At 68.9% G+C, this 20,092-nt stretch carries 19 protein-coding genes; 11 read left to right on the top strand and 8 right to left on the bottom strand.

The genetic code is table 11. From position 1 onward, the window contains the following. Positions 1-556: 556 nt before the first annotated feature. Positions 557-1,075, top strand: coding sequence for a regulatory protein RecX (locus PUT80_RS07165; RefSeq protein ID WP_037810091.1), 519 nt, complete (start codon positions 557-559; stop codon positions 1,073-1,075). Between the two features lie 63 nt (positions 1,076-1,138). Here PUT80_RS07165 and eda read toward each other — a convergent pair whose 3' ends face one another. Then, positions 1,139-1,762 carry a bifunctional 4-hydroxy-2-oxoglutarate aldolase/2-dehydro-3-deoxy-phosphogluconate aldolase gene (eda, locus tag PUT80_RS07160; RefSeq protein WP_275291454.1) on the bottom strand — a complete coding sequence of 208 codons (624 nt, stop codon included), beginning with the start codon at positions 1,760-1,762 and terminating at the stop codon, positions 1,139-1,141. Further along, a complete protein-coding gene (gene edd / locus PUT80_RS07155; protein WP_043829017.1) occupies positions 1,759-3,699 on the bottom strand; it encodes a phosphogluconate dehydratase in 1,941 nt (646 codons plus the stop codon). Before edd ends, eda begins: the two co-directional genes overlap by 4 nt. A 288-nt stretch (positions 3,700-3,987) precedes the next feature. Here edd and PUT80_RS07150 point away from each other — a divergent pair, with 288 nt between their 5' ends. From PUT80_RS07150 to PUT80_RS46265, 6 genes are all read left to right on the top strand, one after another. After that, positions 3,988-4,887 carry a helix-turn-helix transcriptional regulator gene (locus tag PUT80_RS07150; RefSeq protein WP_275291453.1) on the top strand — a complete coding sequence of 300 codons (900 nt, stop codon included), beginning with the start codon at positions 3,988-3,990 and terminating at the stop codon, positions 4,885-4,887. Positions 4,888-5,142: 255 nt separating this feature from the next. Then, entirely contained in the window at positions 5,143-5,430 is a 288-nt protein-coding gene (locus PUT80_RS07145) for a hypothetical protein (protein WP_037809740.1), read from the top strand. Further along, positions 5,427-6,257 (top strand): hypothetical protein, encoded by an 831-nt coding sequence (locus PUT80_RS07140; protein ID WP_037809742.1) that lies wholly within the window; start codon positions 5,427-5,429, stop codon positions 6,255-6,257. The genes PUT80_RS07145 and PUT80_RS07140 overlap by 4 nt, the downstream gene beginning before the upstream one ends. 58 nt (positions 6,258-6,315) lie before the next feature. Further along, positions 6,316-8,232, top strand: coding sequence for a fumarate reductase/succinate dehydrogenase flavoprotein subunit (locus PUT80_RS07135; protein WP_275291452.1), 1,917 nt, complete (start codon positions 6,316-6,318; stop codon positions 8,230-8,232). Beyond that, positions 8,229-8,981: a succinate dehydrogenase/fumarate reductase iron-sulfur subunit gene (locus PUT80_RS07130; protein ID WP_037809745.1), complete on the top strand. Its 753-nt coding sequence runs from the start codon at positions 8,229-8,231 to the stop codon at positions 8,979-8,981. Before PUT80_RS07135 ends, PUT80_RS07130 begins: the two co-directional genes overlap by 4 nt. 1,137 nt (positions 8,982-10,118) lie before the next feature. After that, positions 10,119-10,466 (top strand): VOC family protein, encoded by a 348-nt coding sequence (locus tag PUT80_RS46265; protein ID WP_343076870.1) that lies wholly within the window; start codon positions 10,119-10,121, stop codon positions 10,464-10,466. 66 nt (positions 10,467-10,532) lie between these two features. On the opposite strand, the gene PUT80_RS07125 is transcribed toward PUT80_RS46265, so the two are convergent. From PUT80_RS07125 to PUT80_RS07110, 4 genes are all read right to left on the bottom strand, one after another. Next, positions 10,533-11,426 carry an amino acid ABC transporter permease gene (locus tag PUT80_RS07125; protein WP_275291451.1) on the bottom strand — a complete coding sequence of 298 codons (894 nt, stop codon included), beginning with the start codon at positions 11,424-11,426 and terminating at the stop codon, positions 10,533-10,535. After that, positions 11,423-12,070: an amino acid ABC transporter permease gene (locus PUT80_RS07120; RefSeq protein WP_037809751.1), complete on the bottom strand. Its 648-nt coding sequence runs from the start codon at positions 12,068-12,070 to the stop codon at positions 11,423-11,425. Before PUT80_RS07120 ends, PUT80_RS07125 begins: the two co-directional genes overlap by 4 nt. Before the next feature lie 84 nt (positions 12,071-12,154). Next, a complete protein-coding gene (locus tag PUT80_RS07115) occupies positions 12,155-13,060 on the bottom strand; it encodes a glutamate ABC transporter substrate-binding protein (RefSeq protein ID WP_275291450.1) in 906 nt (301 codons plus the stop codon). Positions 13,061-13,177: 117 nt separating this feature from the next. Further along, on the bottom strand, positions 13,178-13,906 hold the full coding sequence (locus PUT80_RS07110) for an amino acid ABC transporter ATP-binding protein (protein ID WP_199817444.1): 729 nt from the start codon (positions 13,904-13,906) through the stop codon (positions 13,178-13,180). Positions 13,907-14,186: 280 nt separating this feature from the next. Here PUT80_RS07110 and PUT80_RS07105 point away from each other — a divergent pair, with 280 nt between their 5' ends. Both PUT80_RS07105 and PUT80_RS07100 read left to right on the top strand, forming a co-directional pair. Continuing rightward, on the top strand, positions 14,187-14,855 hold the full coding sequence (locus PUT80_RS07105) for a response regulator transcription factor (RefSeq protein ID WP_037809755.1): 669 nt from the start codon (positions 14,187-14,189) through the stop codon (positions 14,853-14,855). Positions 14,856-14,858: 3 nt separating this feature from the next. After that, a complete protein-coding gene (locus tag PUT80_RS07100) occupies positions 14,859-16,244 on the top strand; it encodes a HAMP domain-containing sensor histidine kinase (RefSeq protein WP_037809757.1) in 1,386 nt (461 codons plus the stop codon). On the opposite strand, the gene PUT80_RS07095 is transcribed toward PUT80_RS07100, so the two are convergent. After that, positions 16,241-17,158 carry a TAXI family TRAP transporter solute-binding subunit gene (locus PUT80_RS07095; RefSeq protein WP_037809759.1) on the bottom strand — a complete coding sequence of 306 codons (918 nt, stop codon included), beginning with the start codon at positions 17,156-17,158 and terminating at the stop codon, positions 16,241-16,243. The genes PUT80_RS07100 and PUT80_RS07095 overlap by 4 nt on opposite strands. Positions 17,159-17,177: 19 nt before the next feature. Next, positions 17,178-17,891, bottom strand: a complete 714-nt coding sequence (locus PUT80_RS07090; protein WP_275291449.1) for a heparin lyase I family protein — start codon at positions 17,889-17,891, stop codon at positions 17,178-17,180. 233 nt (positions 17,892-18,124) lie between these two features. On the opposite strand from PUT80_RS07090, the gene miaB reads away from it, so the two are divergent. After that, on the top strand, positions 18,125-19,606 hold the full coding sequence (miaB, locus tag PUT80_RS07085) for a tRNA (N6-isopentenyl adenosine(37)-C2)-methylthiotransferase MiaB (RefSeq protein ID WP_275291448.1): 1,482 nt from the start codon (positions 18,125-18,127) through the stop codon (positions 19,604-19,606). Continuing rightward, the gene (locus PUT80_RS07080; RefSeq protein ID WP_275291447.1) at positions 19,603-20,079 is read left to right on the top strand and encodes a hypothetical protein; all 477 of its coding nucleotides are present in this window, start codon (positions 19,603-19,605) and stop codon (positions 20,077-20,079) included. Before miaB ends, PUT80_RS07080 begins: the two co-directional genes overlap by 4 nt. The last annotated feature ends 13 nt before the right edge of the window (positions 20,080-20,092 follow it).

Here is a 20,092-nt window from a genome sequence, read left to right as displayed (position 1 = left end):
AGCGCGGTTTCGCCGCGACGGGATCTTCGGGTACGACGGTGTTCCGCATGCGCAGGTGTGCCCTTGCCCGGCGGTTCTCCGGCTGGGTGTGAGGTGGCTAGGTGCGGCCATCTCCGGCCGGGTGTGAGGCGGCTGGGGCGGCTATCTCCGGGCTGAGTGCGAGGTGGCGGGGCGTGACCATCTCCGGCTGGGCGCGAGGTGGCTGGGCGTGGCCATCCCCGGCTGGGTGCGGCCAGCGGGTCGTGCGGGGATTGCTGCCGGGATCTCTGCCGGTGCGGTGGGGATCTCCCGGGTACGACGTGCTCGGCCGGTCTGAAGCGGTGCGCGCGGGCAAGCTCCGCGGGTGAGCGCTGGCCGTTGTGACGAGCATCGGTGCGGGTTCTTGCCCGAGCCGGTGCGAGTTCCGGCGGCTGCGCTTCGGTCGGCGGGTGGCGAACCGTGCCGAAGCGCGGTGTTCGGCACCGGGAAACTGGTGTTGAGGTGGAGGTGCCGTCGTCCGAGGGCGGCACCGTGAACAAGGAGTGTGGTCGTGGCCAGGGCGCCGAAGGTCGAGCCGATGGAGTTGCCTCCGGAGGAACGGGCGAAGAAGGCCAAGGAGATCTGCTTCGACCTCCTCGCCGCCCGGCCGAGGGCGGTCGAGGAGCTGCGACAGACGTTGCAGCGCAAGGGTTTCGACAGCGACACCGTGGAAACCCTGCTCGGCAAGCTCGACCGTGCCGGTCTCGTCAACGACGCCGAGTTCGCCGAAACCTGGGTCCGCGACCGGCACGCCAACCAAGGGCTGTCGCGTACCGCGCTCGTCGCGGAGTTGCGGCGCAAGGGCGTCGACGACGAGATCGCGACGCAAGCGGCGGAGGAAGTCGACCGGGAAGCCGAGGAACAGCGTGCCCGCGAGCTGGTGCGCAAACGGCTCAGGTCGCTCGGGAACGTCGACGAGCAGACCGCGATCCGCCGGCTGCTCGGGTTCCTCGCGCGCAAGGGCTATCCGCAAGGGCTGGCGTACACGGTGATCCGCGACGAACTTCGCGAGTTCGGGGCGGAATCCAGCATGCTGGACGACGTGCCGGTCGACTGATCGCCTCGCGGCACCGAGAAACCCGCCGCCTCCGGTACGAAGACGACGGGTTTCCGGAAGGGCTCAGCGCAGCGCGGCGGCTTCGGCGGCCAGCTTCTCGACGGCGGCGAAATCCTTGGCCGCCAACAGCTTCGCGGGCGTCAGCCATGAGCCGCCGATGCAGCCGACGTTCGGCAGCGCCAGGTACGACGGGGCCGACGACACCGAGATCCCGCCGGTCGGGCAGAACTGCAGCTCCGGCAGCGGTCCGGCGATCGACTTCAGGAGCGCCGCGCCCCCGCTGGCCTCCGCCGGGAAGAACTTCAGCGCGCTCAGCCCGCGTTCGGCCAGCCGCATCGCCTCCGACACCGTGGCCGCGCCCGGCAGGAACGGCAGTCCGGTGGCGAACGCGGCGTCCAGCACCGAATCCGTGCAGCCCGGTGTCACCAGGAACTTCGCGCCAGCGTCGGCGGCCTGCTTCGCCTGCTCCGGCGATGTCACCGTGCCGGCGCCCACGACGATGTCCGGCACCTCCGCGGCCACCCGCTCGATCGCGGTCAGCGCGACCGGCGTGCGCAGCGTCAGCTCGATCACCCCGATCCCGCCGGCGAGCAGGGCGCGGGCCGTCGGCACCGCGTCGTCGACGTCGTCGATCACCACGACGGGCATCACGGGGGACAGGGCGAGCAGGTCCGTGCCGGTGGTCACTGACCGACCTCCTGGGTCTGGAGAGCATACGAGGACTCGCCCATTGTCCCGCTTCCGAATGGCGGAACGCCCCGGGCGAGGTCCAGCTCCGGAGTGAGCGCCCCGAACACGCTCGCGCCCTGGTCAGCCGGGCCGACCGCGCGCCGCAACGCCCCGAACAGCTCCCGCCCGGTCCCGCTCCACGCGGCCTCCGACGGCGGGGCGTCCGCCAGATCGCGGCGCGCCAGTTCGTCGTCCGCTACCAGCACGTCCAGGCTTCCGGACCGGGCGTCGAATCGGACCACGTCGCCGTCGGCGATCCGGGCGATCGGCCCGCCCACCGCGGCCTCCGGCGTCACCTGGATCGCGGCCGGCACCTTGCCCGACGCACCCGACATCCGCCCGTCGGTGAGCAGCGCGACCCGGAAACCCCGGTCCATCAACACTCCCAACGCCGGCGTCAGACCGTGCAGCTCGGGCATGCCGTTCGCCTGCGGACCCTGCTGACGCAGCACCACGACCACGTCCCGGTCCAGTTCCCCGGCCTCGAACGCGACCCGGAACGCCTCCTGCGAAGTGAACACCCGCGCCGGTGCCTCCACGACGTGGTGCTCCGGGGCGACCGCCGACACCTTCGTGACCGCTCGGCCCAAGTTTCCTTCCACCATCCGCAGCCCGCCGTCCGGTGCGAACGGCCGCCACACCGGACGCAGCACCTCTTCGTCGAGACTGCGCGTCGGCACGTCACGCCACACCAGTTCGCCGTCCGACAAGATCGGCTCCTGCGTGTACCGGCGCAGCCCGGGACCCGCGACGGTGAGCACGTCCTCGTGCAACAGACCCGCGTCGAGCAGCGTGCCGACGAGGAACTGGATGCCGCCCGCCGCGTGGAAGTGGTTGATGTCCGCGCTGCCGTTCGGATACACGCGCGCCAGCAGCGGCACGACCGCGGACAGGTCCGAGAAATCGTCCCAGCTCAGCTGAATCCCGGCCGCCGCGGCGATCGCCACCAGGTGCATCGTGTGGTTCGTCGACCCGCCGGTGGCTAGCAGCGCCACGATGCCGTTCACGAACGCTTTTTCGTCCAGCACCTGCGAAATCGGCGTGTACGCCTCGCCCCGGGACAGTTCGACGACGCGCCGGCCAGCCTCTTCGGTGAGCGCCTGGCGCAACGGCGTGTTCGGCGGCACGAAGCTGGCACCCGGAAGGTGCAGGCCCATCACCTCGACCACCATCTGGTTCGAGTTGGCGGTGCCGTAGAACGTGCAGGTGCCTGCTGAGTGGTACGACGCGGCTTCCGCGTCGAGCAGGTCCTCCCGCGTCGCGAGCCCCTCCGCGTACAGCTGTCGCACCCGGGCTTTTTCCTTGTTGGGCAAGCCTGAATTCATCGGACCGGCAGGCACGAGCACCGCGGGCAGGTGCCCGAACGATAGCGCGCCGATCAACAGCCCCGGGACGATCTTGTCGCACACGCCCAGCAGCAACGCCGCGTCGAACATGTCGTGGGACAGCGCGATCGCCGTCGCCATCGCGATCACTTCGCGGCTGAACAGCGACAGCTCCATGCCGGGACGCCCTTGCGTGATGCCATCGCACATCGCGGGCACGCCACCGGCGAACTGGGCCACGCCCCCGGCCTCGCGGACCGATTTCTTCAGCCACGCCGGGTATTCCTGCATCGGCTGGTGGGCGGAGAGCATGTCGTTGTAGGAGGACACGATGGCCACGCCGGGCGCGCGCAACTGGCGCAGCGCCTGCTTGTCGACGCCGTCCATGGCGGCGAATCCGTGCGCGAGGTTGCTGCAAGCGAGGCCGCGGCGGACCGGCCCCTCCTCGAAAGCGGCCGCGCTGCGGGCGAGGTACGCCGCCCGCGTGTCCGCACTGCGCTCGGCGATCCGGTCGGTGACGTCGGCAAGCACGCGGTGCACCGCGGCGGTCGGGTTCGGGCTGCTGCTCATCTCAAGCTCCCGGCTCGTGACGGGTTCGCGAGACGGCGGCGCTGGCGTCGCGGGAACGTGACGGTGCACACGGTAACCCGAGAACCCTCCGGAAACAAAATCGATTCAGAAACCCCCTGTGGGGTCGTCAGGAGCGATGGGCGGGGTGCACCGCTGTCGGCAGGCTGGCTGGCTACAGCCGCTGACCTGGGGATATGCCGTAGCGCAAGGCGGTGTCTGCGGCTGATGACGATCGATAGGTGTCATCAGCGCGAAACAGGCACTATCCGCGGCTGGAGGTGACGGTGGATGCGAGATTCGGAGATGCCCGGCCCGAGCGAGCGCGCTTTGGGCACGGCATTGCGGGATGCCCGGCTCGAGGCGTGCTTCGGTTTGCGCGAACTGGGTCGGTGGGTCGGGGTGGAGCCGGACCAGCTGTCGAGCTGGGAGCTGGGCCAGGAAGTTCCGACGCTGGAGGACGTGGCCGGGGTGCTGGGCGCACTCGGAGTGGTCGGCGAGAAGAAGTCGCGGATCATGGAACTGGCGCGCGAGGTCGCCGGGGCGAGCTGGATCATGTACGGGTCGCAGGCGGACACGGCGCACTACACGATGGTCGCCGGGCACGAGCGGAACGCCGAGTCGATGACCGTGTGGGCTCCGCTGCAGATCCCGGAACTGCTGCAAATCCCCGATTACGCGCGGCTGGTGTTCGGCCCGGCCTTGTGGGACAACGAAATCCTGGAACACGTCGTCGAGAATCGCCTGAGCCGCAAAGCGATTCTGTTCGAAGCGGAGCCCGCGGAGGCGCAGATTTTCGTCGGGACTGAGGCGCTGCGGCAGCACTTCGGCGACGTCGAGGTGATGCTGCGACAGGTGCGGTACCTCGTCGAGATTTCGCCGACAGTGAAGGTTCGGCTCGTCTCGAGCGAGGCTGTGTCGGAGGGCGCGTTCAGCTGGTACCGGCTGTGGGACGCGACGGAAGTCGTGTACTGCCCGCACCAACACGCGGGTGTCTTCCTGTCCGGTCGGGAGGCCGCCCCGTACGCGGACATCATCGAGCAGTTAGCCGAGTCCGCGTTGTCCCCGGAGGATTCACTGCAGCATCTATCGGCCGCGGCTGCCGGTTTCGAGGAGGAGGTGAGGGCCCAGCGGCTCGCGAACGAGACCGGACTGACGAAGCTCCTGACGGGCGAGGATCCGGTTGAATAGCGACTGTTGCTTGGGGTGATCGCCGGATGACTCTCTGTCCTGCTGCTCGGCTTGAGTCGGACGTCTGACGTCCTGGTGCCGTCCTGGACCCCACTTTCGGCCCCTATCTGGCGATAAACCCCCAGGTCAACCGATACAACATGCCCCGCTCTGGTAAATGTGCTACTTGTCACAGTGCACCGCGCGAGGCAGAGTCGTACTTGGCGACGTTGATCGTCACCCGAACTGCCGGCCCCACCATCAGGGAGGCTTCCGATGTCCACCACAGAGATCGCCGAACTCCGGCGCACCATCGGCCAGTTGCGGCAGTGCGTGGGCGCATTGCGATCGCGCTACGGCGACGCGTCCGCGGTGCGCCGGCTGGCCAACGACGTCGAGCGGCTCGACATCGACACCGCCGATCTGGACGGGCACCCGCCCGCTGTGCCCGCGCAGGCGAAGCCTGTCGAACGCGTGCCTGTCCCCGATACTCCCTACGATCCGGCGCTGTGGAGCGGCGCTGACGACGAAGGTGTCGGTGGCTACAAGCGCGACCAGCGGTGAGCGCCCCCGCTGACAACGACGTCAGCCGCGCCCGCACCGGTGTTCGAGCGCCGGGGCGGGCGCGGCTCGCCGCCCGGACACTGCGGACCGACCGGTGGTGGCTGTCGCCCCTGCTCACTGTGCTGGGGCTGGCCACTTTCGTCGTTTACGCGACAGTCCGGGCATTCGTGCGCACCGCCTACTGGGTGCCCGAATACCACTACCTGACGCCGTTCTACTCGCCCTGCGTGTCCACTTCCTGCGTCCCGGGCTCGAGCCACTTCGGGCACTGGTTCGGCGAGATGCCGTCCTGGCTGCCGCTCGGCGTGCTCGTGCTGCCGTTCCTGCTCGGGTTCCGGTTGACCTGCTACTACTACCGCAAGGCCTACTACCGTTCGGTGTGGTTTTCCCCGCCGGCTTGCGCGGTCGCCGAACCGCACGCGCGCTACACCGGAGAGACGCGGCTGCCGCTGATCGTGCAGAACGTGCACCGGTACTTCTTCTACGTCGCGTGCGTCGTTTCGCTCGTCAACACCTACGACGCCATCGTCGCCTTCCAGAGTCCCACCGGGTTCGGCTTCGGGCTCGGCAACGTGATTCTCGTGCTGAACGTCGTGCTGCTGTGGGCGTACACGCTGTCCTGCCACTCGTGCCGGCACGTCACCGGCGGGCGGCTCAAGCATTTCTCGAAACATCCCGTCCGGTACTGGATCTGGACGCAGGTCACGAAGCTCAACACCCGGCACATGACCCTCGCGTGGACGACGCTCGGCACGCTCGTGCTGACCGACTTCTACGTGATGCTCGTGTCCAGCGGCGCGATCTCGGACCTGCGATTCGTGGGCTGACCCCCGGAAATCCAGCAGCGCAAGGCAGTTCTCCCCAGCTCGTGAGGTGGCTTATTCCATGACCGAGGTCGAACGGCACAGCTACGACGTGGTGGTGATCGGTGCCGGCGGCGCCGGTCTGCGCGCGGTGATCGAAGCGCGCGAACGCGGTTTCAGCGTCGCGGTGGTGTGCAAATCCCTTTTCGGCAAGGCGCACACGGTGATGGCCGAGGGCGGCTGCGCGGCGTCGATGGGCAACGCGAACTCGAACGACAACTGGCAGGTGCACTTCCGCGACACCATGCGCGGCGGGAAATTCCTCAACAACTGGCGGATGGCCGAACTGCACGCCCGGGAAGCGCCGGACCGCGTCTGGGAACTCGAGACGTACGGCGCGCTGTTCGACCGCACCGCGGACGGACGGATCAGCCAGCGCAACTTCGGCGGGCACACGTATCCGCGGCTCGCGCACGTCGGCGACCGGACCGGGCTCGAGCTGATCCGCACGATGCAGCAGAAGATCGTTTCGCTGCAGCAGGAAGACTTCAAGAAGTACGGCGACTACGAGGCGCGGATCAAGGTCTTCGCCGAATGCACGGTCACCGAACTGCTGCTGGACAACGGCGCGATCGCCGGTGCGTTCGGCTACTGGCGCGAGAGCGGCCGGTTCGTGCTGTTCGAGGCGCCCGCGGTGGTGCTCGCGACGGGCGGCATCGGCAAATCGTTCAAGGTGACGTCGAATTCGTGGGAGTACACCGGCGACGGGCACGCGCTGGCGCTGCGCGCCGGTGCGAAGCTGATCAACATGGAGTTCGTGCAGTTCCACCCGACGGGGATGGTCTGGCCGCCGAGCGTCAAGGGCATCCTCGTCACCGAGGGCGTGCGCGGCGACGGCGGGGTGCTCAAGAACTCCGAGGACAAGCGGTTCATGTTCGAGTACGTGCCCGAGGTGTTCAAGGGCCAGTACGCGGACAGCGAGGACGAGGCCGACCGCTGGTACACCGACCAGGAGAGCAACCGCCGCACGCCGGACCTGCTGCCGCGCGACGAGGTGGCGCGGGCGATCAACTCCGAGGTCAAGGAGGGGCGCGGATCCCCGCACGGCGGCGTGTTCCTCGACATCGCGAGCCGGTTGCCCGCCGAGGAGATCCAGCGGCGGCTGCCCTCGATGTACCACCAGTTCAAGGAACTCGCCGACGTCGACATCACCAAGGAGGCCATGGAGGTCGGCCCCACCTGCCACTACGTGATGGGCGGCGTGGAGGTCGACCCGGACACCGGCGCGGCGAGCGTCCCCGGCCTGTTCGCGGCGGGCGAGTGCTCCGGCGGCATGCACGGGTCGAACCGGCTCGGCGGCAACTCGCTGTCCGACCTGCTCGTGTTCGGCCGGCGGGCCGGACTGGGCGCGGCGTCCTATGTGGACGGACTCAAGGATCGGCCCGCGGTCTCGCAGTCCGATGTGGACGCCGCGGCCGCGATGGCGCTCGAACCGTTCAACCCGCCCGCGGACGGCGCGCCGGAGAATCCGTACACGCTGCACACCGAGCTGCAGCAGTCGATGAACGATCTCGTCGGCATCATCCGCAAGGCCGGGGAAATCCGGCAGGCGCTGGACAAACTCGCGGACATCCGCGGCCGGGTCGGTCAGGTGACGGTGGAGGGCCACCGGCAGTTCAACCCCGGCTGGCACCTCGCGCTCGACCTGCGGAACATGCTGCTGGTGAGCGAATGCGTCGCCCGCGCGGCGCTGACCCGCACCGAAAGCCGCGGTGGCCACACCCGCGACGACTATCCGTCCATGGACGCGGAATGGCGGCACCGGCTGCTCGTCTGCTCCGCGCGCCCGGGCGACAACCCGCTCGTGCCGGACGTCGACGTGTCCGTGGAGGAACAGGTGCCGATGCGGCCAGACTTGCTCGAACTGTTCGAACTCGACGAGCTGGGCAAGTACTTCACCGACGGCGAGCTGGAGACCCACCCCGGGAGGACCGCGTGAGCTACCAGGCGAAGTTCCGCGTGTGGCGAGGCGACGCGACCGGCGGCGACCTGCAGGACTTCACCGTGGAGGTGAACGAGGGCGAGGTCGTGCTCGACATCATCCACCGCCTGCAGGCCACCCAGGCCGCCGACCTCGCGGTGCGCTGGAACTGCAAGGCAGGCAAATGCGGCTCCTGCTCGGCGGAAATCAACGGCAGGCCGCGGCTGATGTGCATGACGCGCATGTCGACGTTCACCGAGGCCGAGATCGTGACGGTCACGCCGATGCGCACCTTCCCGGTGATCCGCGACCTCGTCACCGACGTGTCGTTCAACTACACGAAGGCACGCGAGATCCCGTCCTTCACCCCGCCGGAGGGGCTCAAGCCCGGCGAGTACCGGATGCAGCAGGTGGACGTCGAGCGCTCGCAGGAATTCCGCAAGTGCATCGAGTGCTACCTGTGCCAGAACACCTGCCACGTCGTGCGCGACCACGAGGAGAACAAGGAGAGCTTCGCCGGGCCGCGCTACCTCATGCGGATCGCCGAACTGGAGATGCATCCGCTGGACGTCGCCGACCGCCGCGACGCCGCCCAGGACGAGCACGGGCTCGGGTTCTGCAACATCACCAAATGCTGCACCGAGGTGTGCCCGGAAGGCATCCACATCACCGACAACGCGTTGATCCCGATGAAGGAACGCGTCGCCGACCGCAAGTACGACCCGATTGTCTGGCTGGGGGACAAGCTGTTCCGCCGTAATCGGTGACGTCCGCTGCCGCGGTGGCCGGGTTCGCGGGTGCGGGCCTGGTGGCGTGACGGCTGCGGGCTTGTCCCGTTCGCGGGAGGCAGGGCTGCTTTCGCGGGCGGCGGGTTTGTCGTCCGCGCGGGTCTGCTTGTCCGCGGGAGGCGGGCTTGCTTGGCCACGGCAGCGGCCTTGCCCTCTTGCGGACGGCGGTTCCGTGCCCTCGTCGACCGTGGGCGTCTGCAGTTGCCGACGGCAGGCTTGCTCGTTCGCAGGCGTCGAGCGGGTGCGGGCGGCGACAGCGGGCTTGCTTTCTCACGGGTGAGCGGGCGCTGTTGGCGACAGCAGCGTGCTCTCTCGCGAGCGGCGGGCTTGAAACGTTGCCGACAGTGGGCTTGCTTTCTCGCGGTTGGTGAGCGGGCGCTGTTGGCGACAGCGGTGTGCTCTCTTGCGAGCGGTGGGCCTGCAACGTTGCCGACAGCAGCCTTGCCTTACCGCGAACGGCGGGCATACGCAGTGCCGACAGTGGCCTTGCTCTCCCTCGGGCGGCGGGCTTGCCAGGTTGGCGACGGCGCGTTTGCGTCTCACAAGCGGTGAACGGGCGCTGTTGGCGATACTGAGCGTGCTCGTTCGCGGGCGGCGGGCCTGCGACGTTGCCGACAGCAGCCTTGCTCCCCGCGAACGACGGGCATGCACAGTGCCGACAGTGGCCTTGCCCGTTCGGAGACCGCTGGTCGGGGCTCTCGCAGACGCGGTCCACTACGCGCATGCGCTGCGGGCGTATTCAGTTGTGGGTGGGCAATAGGCAGTCCTCCTCGCGGTTGATGAGTCTGGTCGTGACGGTGGATCACCGGGACGGTCCCAGCGGCCTGCTCCTGGCAGCTGGCTCCCGAGCGGCACGCCGCGATCCCCAGGCAGCGTGACCTCACCGCGCGCAGGCAAGATCGCACCGACCAATGCGCTGGCCAACGCATTGGGAGAGAAAGGGAATCGCGACGGCCGCCACGAGAACGCTCGCGGGCTCACATCACATGCGATGTACTTACTTCAACAAAACCAACGCTAGCACCGCCCACGACCGGACGGCATCACTCGATCGGCTCGATCGCGACGAGGCCGATTTCCGTTGCGGTCAAAGGACTTCCCGGAAGGACAAGAACCATGATCACCGGTGCCCACGTCATCCTCTACAGCAAAGACGCAGCAGCAGACCGAGAGTTCCTCAGGGACGTACTGGACCTAGGAAACGTAGACGCAGGCGAAGGCTGGCTCATCTTCCGTTTGCCCCCAACAGAACTAGCCGTGCATCCAACCGAAGGAGCGCCGCACCAAGAGCTCTACCTGATGTGCGACGACCTAGACGAAACAGTCCGGCAGCTAACCGCGAAGGGAGCGGAAGTGGCGAGCGAGGCGACCACAGCATCCTGGGGCACCCGAGCATCGATCCGCCTCCCCAGCGGCAGCGTGCTGCCCCTGTACCAGCCGCGGCACCCGACAGCACACGGCTGAAACAAGAAACCCCCGGCGCCGCAAGGAAAGCAGCGCCAGGGGTTTCAAGAGAAACGGAACGAACCGTCAGCCAGGTCCAGCACCACCGATCACGTTGCTGCCCGCGGCAGCGGTGAGCCCCGCCTGCTCGATGTCGGCGTCCGTGTCGATGTGCTTCTTGCTGCGCCGGTTGCGCCGCTCCAGGTAAGTCGCGAGCGCGGTCAGCAGCAGGCACATCGCGATGTAGATCGCGGCGGCCACGAGGGTCGACGGGACGATCGGGCGGCCGAAGGCGCCCTGGCTGCCGATGTAGCGGGCGTAGTACAGCAGCTCCGGGTACGTCACGAGGAAGCCGAGCGCGGTGTCCTTGAGCAGCACGACCAGCTGGCTGATGATCGTCGGCAGCATCGCGCGCAGCGCCTGCGGCAGCAGAACCGTGAACATCACCTGGGTCTTGCGCATGCCGAGCGCGTACGCGGCTTCGCTCTGGCCCTTCGGCAGGGACAGGATGCCCGCGCGGAAGACCTCCGCCAGCACCGAGCCGTTGTACAGCGTCAGGCCGAGCACCACCGCGAACAGCGGCGACGTGTCCACGCCGAGGGTCGGGAGGCCGTAGTAGAACAGGAACATCAGGATCAGCAGCGGGATCGCGCGGAAGAACTCCACGACGAACGTGCAGATCCCGCGCACCCACGCGTGATCGGACAGCCGTCCGGCGGCGAAGACCGCGCCGAACACGATGGCCAGCACCGCGCCCAGTGCGAAGGCCTTCACGGTCGCCAGCACGGCGTTCGCGAGGTCGCTCTGCACCTGGGAGTACTGCAGCCACTCCCATTTGCGGCCGGCGAACTGGCCGCTGTCGACGAAGCGGTAGATGATGAACGCGATCAGCGCCGCGACCACGACGATGCCCAACACCGCGTAGATCCGGTGCCGCACCCGCGCTTTCGGGCCCGGGGTGTCGAAAAGAACCGTGCTCATCGGGCCACGCTCCAGCGCTTCTCCAGGCTGCGCTGCACCAGCGACAGCACCGACACGAGGATGATGAAGCCGAGTGCCACCCACAGCAGCGCGATCATCTGGTTGTCGCCGCGCTCGGACACGTACTGCCGGATCGCGCCGGCCTCGGCGACCGAGAACCCGCTGGCGATCGTCGTGTTCTTCAGCAGCGCGATGAGCATGCTGACGAGCGGCGGGACGACCGACCGCAGCGCCTGCGGGAGGACGATGCCGCCGAGGATCTGCCCGGACGACAGGCCCAGCGCCCGGCCCGCCTCGGCCTGGCCGATCGGCACCGTGTTGATGCCCGAGCGCACGACCTCGCAGATGAACGCGGACGTGTAGATCGTCAGCGCCACCGCGGCGGTCGGGAAGTAGTCGATCTTGACGATGTCGAGCAGCGGGTAGGCGAACACGAGGAACGCGAACACCAGCGTCAGCGGCGTGTTGCGCAGGACGGTGACGTAGGTCGTGCCGATCGCGCGCAGCACCGGGACCGGGCTCACCCGCAGCATCGCGAGGATCGTGCCCAGCACCAGGCTGCACGCCCCCGCGATCAGGAACAGTTCGATCGTGGTGAGAAAGAACGGACCGAAGAGGTCCAGATTGTCGAGCAGGACGTCCATGGAGCCTTCCCCGCGTCCGTGTGCCGATAGTGGGTGTACCGCGGCCGGTGGGCGAAAGCTTCGCCCACCGGCCGCCGGGTCAGATCAGTACCGCTCGATGGCAGGCGGCGTCGCGGGCGCGCCGGACTTGCCGAGGGTCGCGTCGTAGATCTTCTTCCAGGTGCCGTTGGTCTCGGCGGCCTGCAGCAGGTCGTCGATCTTGTCGCGCAGCACCTTGTCGTCCTTGTTCAGGCCGATGCCGTAGGGCTCCTTCGAGAACGGCTTGCCGACGACCTTGAAGGTGTCCGGGTCCTGCGCCGCGTAGCCCTTGAGGATCGCGTCGTCGGTGGTGACCGCGTCGACGTCCTTCGTCTGCAGCTTCTCGACGCACTGCGAGTACTTCTGGAACTCGACGATCTGGTCGGTCAGCTTCTTCTCGCGCACGTTCTGGATCGGGGTCGACCCGGTGACCGAGCAGACCTTCTTGCCCTTCAGCGTGTCCGGCCCGGTGATCGAGTTGTCGTCCTTGCGCACCAGCAGGTCCTGCCCGGCCTGGAAGTACGGGCCGGCGAACGACACGAGCTTCTTGCGCTTGTCGCTGATGGTGTAGGTGCCGACGTAGAGGTCGACCTGGCCGTTGGAGATGGCCTGCTCGCGGGCGCCCGAGTCGACCGTCGTGTACTTGATCTTGTCCTCGCTGAAGCCGAGGCCCGCCGCGACCATCCGGGCGATCTCGATGTCGAAGCCCTGGAACTTGCCGGTCTTCGGGTCCTTCTGGCCCAGCTCGGGCTGGTCGTCCTTGACGCCGATCGTGATCGTGCCCGCGTTCTTGATCTTCGTGAAGGTCGGCGAGCCGTCGAGCTTGACGTCCTTGGCCACCTCGTAGGTGGGCAGCGGCGCGGCGCTCGCGTTGTTGTCCCCGCCGGGGCCGGCCGGGGTGCCTTCCTTGCCGCAGGCCGTGAGCAGCAGCCCGCCGGCGAGCAGAGCGGCCGCGAGGGTGCGGATCCTCATGTCAGTCTCTCCAATATCTGTCCGGGAAACATCTGTCCGGGAACGTCGGGACCGGTCCGGGTACGGCCGATTACAGCCATCCCGGACGCGGGGCGCCGGGGGATTCCCCCGAACGGGTCAGTGGGTCAGGATCTTGCCGAGGAAGTCCTTCGCGCGGTCGGACTTCGGCTTGGTGAAGAACTCCTCCGGCGTCGTGTCCTCGACGATCTCGCCGTCGGCCATGAAGATGACCCGGTCGGCGGCGCGGCGGGCGAAGCCCATCTCGTGGGTGACCACGAGCATGGTCATGCCGTCCTTCGCCAGGCCGGTCATCACGTCCAGCACCTCCTGGACCATTTCCGGGTCCAGCGCCGAGGTCGGCTCGTCGAACAGCATCACCTTGGGCTTCATCGCGAGCGCGCGGGCGATCGCGACGCGCTGCTGCTGGCCGCCGGACAGCTGGGCGGGGTACTTGTCGGCCTGGTTCGCGATGCCGACGCGCTCGAGCAGTTCCATCGCGGTCTTGCGGGCCTCGGCCTGCGCGGTCTTGCGCACCTTCACCGGCGCGAGCATGACGTTCTCGAGGATCGTCTTGTGCGCGAACAGGTTGAACTGCTGGAAGACCATCCCGACGTCGGCGCGCAGCGAGGCGAGCGCCTTGCCCTCCTCGGGCAGCGGCACGCCGTCGACGGCGATCTCGCCGGAGTTGATCGGCTCGAGCCGGTTGATCGCGCGGCACAGCGTCGACTTGCCCGACCCGGACGGCCCGAGCACGACGACGACCTGGCCGCGCGGCACCTCGAGCGTGATCTCGCGCAGCACGTGCAGCTCGCCGAAGTACTTGTTCACGGCGGCCGCCTTGATCATCGGCGTCGCCACCTCGGTGGTCATCGTGGCCTCCAGAGCTCCGTTGGTCGTCGGCGTCCGCGGAACCGGGGTTCCGCAACGCTTGCGGAAACCTACTACCGGGACATCTCTTGTAAAGACGGCTTGAGCAATACTTAGGGTTTCAACTACGTATCGGATGCGGCCGTCGTGGCGGCGTTCAGCCTAGTCCGGACTGTGGCGGCCGCCACGCACCGTGTCCGCGGGGCGTGGCGCCCTAGAGTCCGGCTACCGTGGTCTGGATCACCGGGGAGGAGCAAGCGTGCGCGTGCTGCTGGTGGAAGACGACGACCGGGTCGCCGGGGCGCTCGTGCCCGCGCTGGTCCGCCGCGGGCTCACCATGCAGCGGCTGCCGTCCGGGGCCGGGGTGCTCGACCGGGTCCACGACGTCGACGTGATCCTCCTCGACCTGGGGCTTCCCGACGTCGACGGCGTGGTGCTGTGCCGGCAGATCCGCGCGGTCAGCGACGTCGCGGTGATCGTCGTGTCCGCGCGCGGCGAGGTGAACGACCGGGTGCACGGCCTGCGCGCCGGCGCCGACGACTACCTGGTCAAGCCGTACGACGTGGAGGAACTGCTCGCGCGTGTCGAAGCGGTGCGCCGGCGGCGGGTCGAACGGCCCGCGCCGTCCGTGCCGGTGGTGGAGGTCGGCGACGTCCGGATCGACCTCGCCCGGTACGAGGTGCTGGTGGCGGGCGAGCCGATCGCGTTGTCCCGCAAGGAGTTCCAGGTGCTCGCGCTGGTCGCGGCGGCGGGCGGCGCGGTGTGCTCGCGCGAACAGGTGCTGAACGAGGTGTGGGGGCACCGCGGCGCGGCCGAGAGCCGTTCGCTGGACGTCCATGTCGCCACCCTGCGCACCAAACTCGGCCGTCCGGCGCTGATCGAGACGGTGCGCGGCGTCGGCTACCGGCTGGGCAACGGACGGGACTGACCGGTGCGCGTCCGGCTGCAGGGCATCGTCGTCACGCTCGTCGCCCTGCTCGTGTTCGGGCTCGGCATCCCGCTCGCGCTCAGCATCGCGAGCAGCCTCCAGCAGAAGCTTTTCCTCGACCGGCTCACCGACACCTCGCGGTTCGCCTCGCTCGCCCAGCGTCCGCTGCTCGACAACGAGCTCGGGCTGCTGGAACCCAAACTGCGCCGGTACACCGAGGTCTACGGCGTGAAAGTGGTCGTGGTGAACCAGGACGGCGAGCCGGTGCTGAGCTCGGTGGGCGGAGCCGTCGACCGGACCGCGATCCGGGTGCCGGTGAACGAGGCGCTCGCCGCCCGTCCGCCCGAAGCCGGGCCGCTGCTGATGCCGTGGGCGAGCAAACCGCTGGTGCTGGCCGAGCCGATCCTGATCGACGGCGAGGTGCGCGGCGCGGTGGTGACGGAGTCCGCGACCGATCACGTCCGCACCCAGTTGCTGTGGCAGTGGCTGCTGCTGGCCGCGTGCGCGCTGGTCGCGTTCGGGCTCGCGCTGCTCGTCGCGCTGCCGGTGGTGCGCTGGACGCTGCGCCCGGTGCGGCGGCTGGACGAGGCGACCGGCGCGCTGGTCGCGTCCGTGGTCAGCGGCCGGGAAGCGGAGCCGGTGGGGGAGAGCGGCGGCCCGCCGGAGCTGCGGCAGCTGGGACGGTCGTTCGACCGGATGGCGGCGAGTGTCTCGGAAGCGCTGGCCGCGCAGCGCGCGTTCGTCGCCGACGCCTCGCATCAGCTGCGCAATCCGTTGACCGCGTTGAAGATCCGGCTGGGCAATCTCGATGGCCAGGTCACCGACGAAGCCGCGGCGGCCGATCTCGAAGCCGCGCAGGTGGACGCCAAGCGGCTGAACCAGATCCTCGACGAGCTGCTGTCCATGGCCCGCGCGGAATCCGCCGGCGGCGAGCTGGTTTCCGAAGACCTCGCCGAGGTGATCGCCGATCGTGTTGCCGACTGGTCGGTGGTCGGGGCGGCTCGCGAGGTCTCGCTGGAGAGCGCGGTGGACGTCGGCGGCGCGCGCGTGCTCGTGCCGCCGAGGGGGCTGGAGGTCGTGCTCGACGCGTTGCTGGACAACGCGCTCAAGTTCAGCCCTTCCGGTACTTCCGTCGAGGTGGCCGCGAGCGTTGCCGAGGACCGGGTGACGGTTTCGGTGCGCGACCACGGGCCCGGGCTGCGCGAGGACGAGCTGGAGCGGGCGGTCGACCGGTTCTGGCGGAGCACGGCGCATCAGAACGTGCCCGGATCGGGGCTGGGGCTGGCGATCGTGACCGAGATCGTCCGGCATTCCGGTGGGGAGATCCAGTTGTCCCTGCCGGAAGGCGGCGGGTTGCGGATCGCGATGGACTTCCCGGTCGCGCGCTAGACCTTCTCCGCGCGGTAATACGCCAGCGCGCCGGGATGCAATGGCAGCGGCCCGGTCTCGATGCCCGGATGCACGTCGATCGACAGGGCCGCCCGGTTGACCGCCGCGAGCTGCGGGCGGGCGTCGTACAGGCCCTTCGTGAGCGCTTCGGCGACGTCGGCGGACATCGAGGTGGGCACGACCAGGAAGTTCGGCACCACGAGCGTCGTGACCGGGCCGGGCTGGTCGTAGGTGCTGCCGGGGATGGTCGCGGTGCCGTACACCGGGCTGAACCGCTGCATGCCCGGCATCAGGTTGGACATGTCGAGCAGCCGCAGCCCGACCTTGCGGTTGTACTCGGTGATCAGCGGCGTCGGCAGCCCGCCGGACCAGAACATCGCGTCGACCTTGCGGTTCTCCAACGCGGTGAGCGAGTCCTCCAGGCTCAGCTGGTTGACCGAGACCGCGCCTTTCAGCCCGGCGACCTGCAGCACCCGGTCGGCGATGTACTCGACGCCCGACTCCGGGGAGCCGACCGCGATGTGGCGGCCGCGCAGCATGGAGACCGACGTGTAGGGCGAGTCCTTGCGGACGACGATGTGCAGGTAGTCGTCGTGGATGCGAGCCAGCGCGGCGAGCTTGCCGGGGTGCGCGGCCGCCGCGTCCGCGGCCAGGTCCGCGGCGACGAACGCGACGTCCGCGCCCCCGGAAAGCACTCGGTTGAGGTTGTCGCGCGACCCCTGGGTGGCGAGCACCTCCGGCGTCTCGATGCCGAGTTCGCCCGCCCACGCCGACGCCAGCGGCCCGGCCAGATCGTGGTAGACGCCGCCCACCGACCCGGCCGCGACGCGCAGGTGCAGGTTCGCGAAGCTCGGCCCGCACCCGCTCAGCAGCACCGTGAGCACTGCCAGCGCCGCCGTCAGCCTCCATCGCATGCAGCGATGGTGCCAGAGGTCAGCCGGTGACGTCGGCCAGGCTGTCGCCCATCCGGATCTTGCTGAACCACTGCGTCGCCGTCTCGTCGGCCTGGTGGTAGACGCCCCACTTCAGGTAGTTCCGCGTTCCGTCGATCGTGGTTCCGGTGTAGGTGGTGGACCCGTCGGCGAACGTCTGCCGTTTGCCGTCGAACCAGAACTGGATGGTGCCCTGGGTGCGGTCGGTCGAGATCCGGAACGCGATGTCGTGCCACTCGTCGTTCGAGACCGGCGCGTTCCACAGCTTGACGCTGGTGTGGTCGGTCGTCCACTCCTCGAGCTGGAGTTTGCCGCCGGAAATCTTGAGGACGATCGGATGGTTCGCGGTGCCGGTGCTCGGGCTGCATTTCAGCTGGAACACGTAGCGGCTGGTGGAGTCGGTGATCCGGTACTTCGACGACCAGCCGAGGTAGAACGTCTTGCCCGCGGCGAGATCCGGGCCGACCGCCTCGCAGCGCTCCTCCTGGGCGAGCTGCTCCGCGACCCACACCTTGCCCTTCGCGGCGTCGGTCGCGGTCTTGAAGTGGCCGTCGGCGCACTGGACCGAGTTGAACGCGCCGGGGCCGTCGGCGGGGTCGGCCGACCAGGTGACCGACTGCCGAACCGGTTCCGCGGAGACCGGGGCGGCCGCCAGCGCGGCGACGACGAGCGTGCTCGCGACAACGGCCGCGGAGCAGGCGAAAACCTTGCGCACATTTCCTCCAGAGCGGCGGCGGTCCGATTCGGAACAATGGCGGTGATCTTATCTTCGGGCGGGCGCGGAAAACAATAGCGAAAATTGTGTGCCGACGACCGTTCCGATGCATTTCCGTTCCCGGTCAACGGCACATTTCCCGATTAGCGGAATACGTGGCGGACCGCGTCGCATAACGTCCGCCGACCGGGTGCCGGGTCCGGCGCGGGACCCGGGGTTTAGGCTGGAGCGCGATGAACGCGAAAACGTACCAGATCCGCACGTTCGGCTGCCAGATGAACGTGCACGACTCCGAACGGCTCGCCGGGCAGCTCGAGGAAGCCGGCTACGTCCCCGCTCCCGGGCAGGCGAAGCCGGATCTGGTCGTGTTCAACACCTGCGCCGTGCGGGAGAACGCGGACAACAAGCTCTACGGCACCCTCGGGCACCTCCGCCCGGACAAGGTCGCCAATCCGGACATGCAGATCGCCGTCGGCGGGTGTCTCGCGCAGAAGGACCGCGGCGACATCGTCAAGCGCGCGCCGTGGGTCGACGTCGTCTTCGGGACGCACAACATCGGTTCGCTGCCGGCACTGCTGGAGCGCGCGCGGCACAACGCCGAGGCCGAGGTCGAGATCCTCGAATCGCTCGAGACGTTCCCGTCCACGCTGCCCGCGCGCCGCGAATCGTCCTATGCGAGCTGGGTGTCGGTTTCGGTCGGCTGCAACAACACCTGCACCTTCTGCATCGTGCCGTCGCTGCGCGGCAAGGAGCGCGACCGCCGTCCCGGCGAGATCCTCGCCGAGGTCGAGGCGCTGGTCGCCGAGGGCGTGCTCGAGGTGACCCTGCTGGGCCAGAACGTGAACTCCTACGGCGTCGAGTTCGGCGACCGGCTCGCGTTCGGCAAGCTGCTGCGCGCGACCGGCGGGATCGACGGGCTGGAGCGCGTGCGGTTCACCTCGCCGCATCCGGCCGCGTTCACCTCGGACGTGATCGACGCGATGGCCGAGACCCCGAACGTCTGCCACCAGCTGCACATGCCGCTGCAGTCCGGTTCGGACCGGGTGCTGCGCGAGATGCGCCGGTCGTACCGGTCGGCGCGGTTCCTGAACATCCTCGACGAGGTGCGCGCCAAGATGCCGGACGCCGCCATCACCACCGACATCATCGTCGGTTTCCCCGGCGAGACCGAGGAAGACTTCCAGGCGACGCTCGACGTCGTCCGCGCCGCGCGGTTCTCCAGCGCGTTCACCTTCCAGTACTCGAAGCGCCCCGGCACGCCCGCCGCGGAGATGGCGGACCAGCTGCCGAAGGAGGTCGTGCAGGAGCGCTACGACCGGCTGGTCGAGCTGCAGAACGAGATCTCCTGGGAAGAGAACCGCAAGCTGGTCGGCCGCCGGGTCGAGCTGCTGGTCGCCGCGGGCGAGGGGCGCAAGGACGCGGAGACGCACCGGATGAGCGGGCGCGCCCGCGACGGACGGCTGGTGCACTTCACACCGTCCGGTCCGGCCGTGGACCGTTCGGTCCGGCCGGGCGACGTCGTGGAGACGGTGATCAGCTACGGCGCGCCGCACCACCTGGTCGCGGACGGCGACCTCCTGACCCATCGCCGCACGCGAGCGGGCGACAACGCCGAAGCCGGTCTTCGGCCCAAGACGAGCGGGGTCACCCTGGGACTGCCGGGCTTCGGAGCCCCGGCGGCGCAGCCGGCCCCGGTGAGTGGGTGTGCAGGATGAGCGAACCGGGAACGCCGGCCGAGGTCGACCCCAGGCTGAGCGACGAGATCGACGACGCGGGCCGCCGCGCCTCGCGCACGGTGGAGCTGGGCAGGCGCGGCTTCACCATCTCGGTGCTGATGTTCGTGCTGCTCGTGGCGCAGATCCTGCCGTGGGCCCAGGGCCGCGCGGGCTGGGAGACGCTAGCCGGCGAGGCAGGCGGGGTCCCGCAGCTGTTCGCCGTGACGTCCACCGGCGTCGGCGTGTTCATCGGCGCGGTCGCGCTCGTGTCGCGCCGCTGGTGGGTCGCGTGGTGCTGCGCCGCGGGCGGCTGGTTCGCCTCGGTCGACGGCCTGCTGGCGATCTGGTCGCAGCAGTCCGCGCACGCCAGCGGAGCGGCCGGCGACGGCCCGGGAATCGGCATGATCGTGGCTTGGATCGCGACGATCGTCCTGGCGACGCTCTGGATGCGCACCGCGTTCTCGCGCACCTGAACCCAACTGCATG

The sequence above is a fragment of the Amycolatopsis sp. La24 genome (genome assembly GCF_029087445.1).
Classification (GTDB): domain Bacteria; phylum Actinomycetota; class Actinomycetes; order Mycobacteriales; family Pseudonocardiaceae; genus Amycolatopsis; species Amycolatopsis nivea.
Note: the sequence above shows the minus strand (reverse complement) of the source record. Positions and strands in the feature narration are given on the sequence as shown.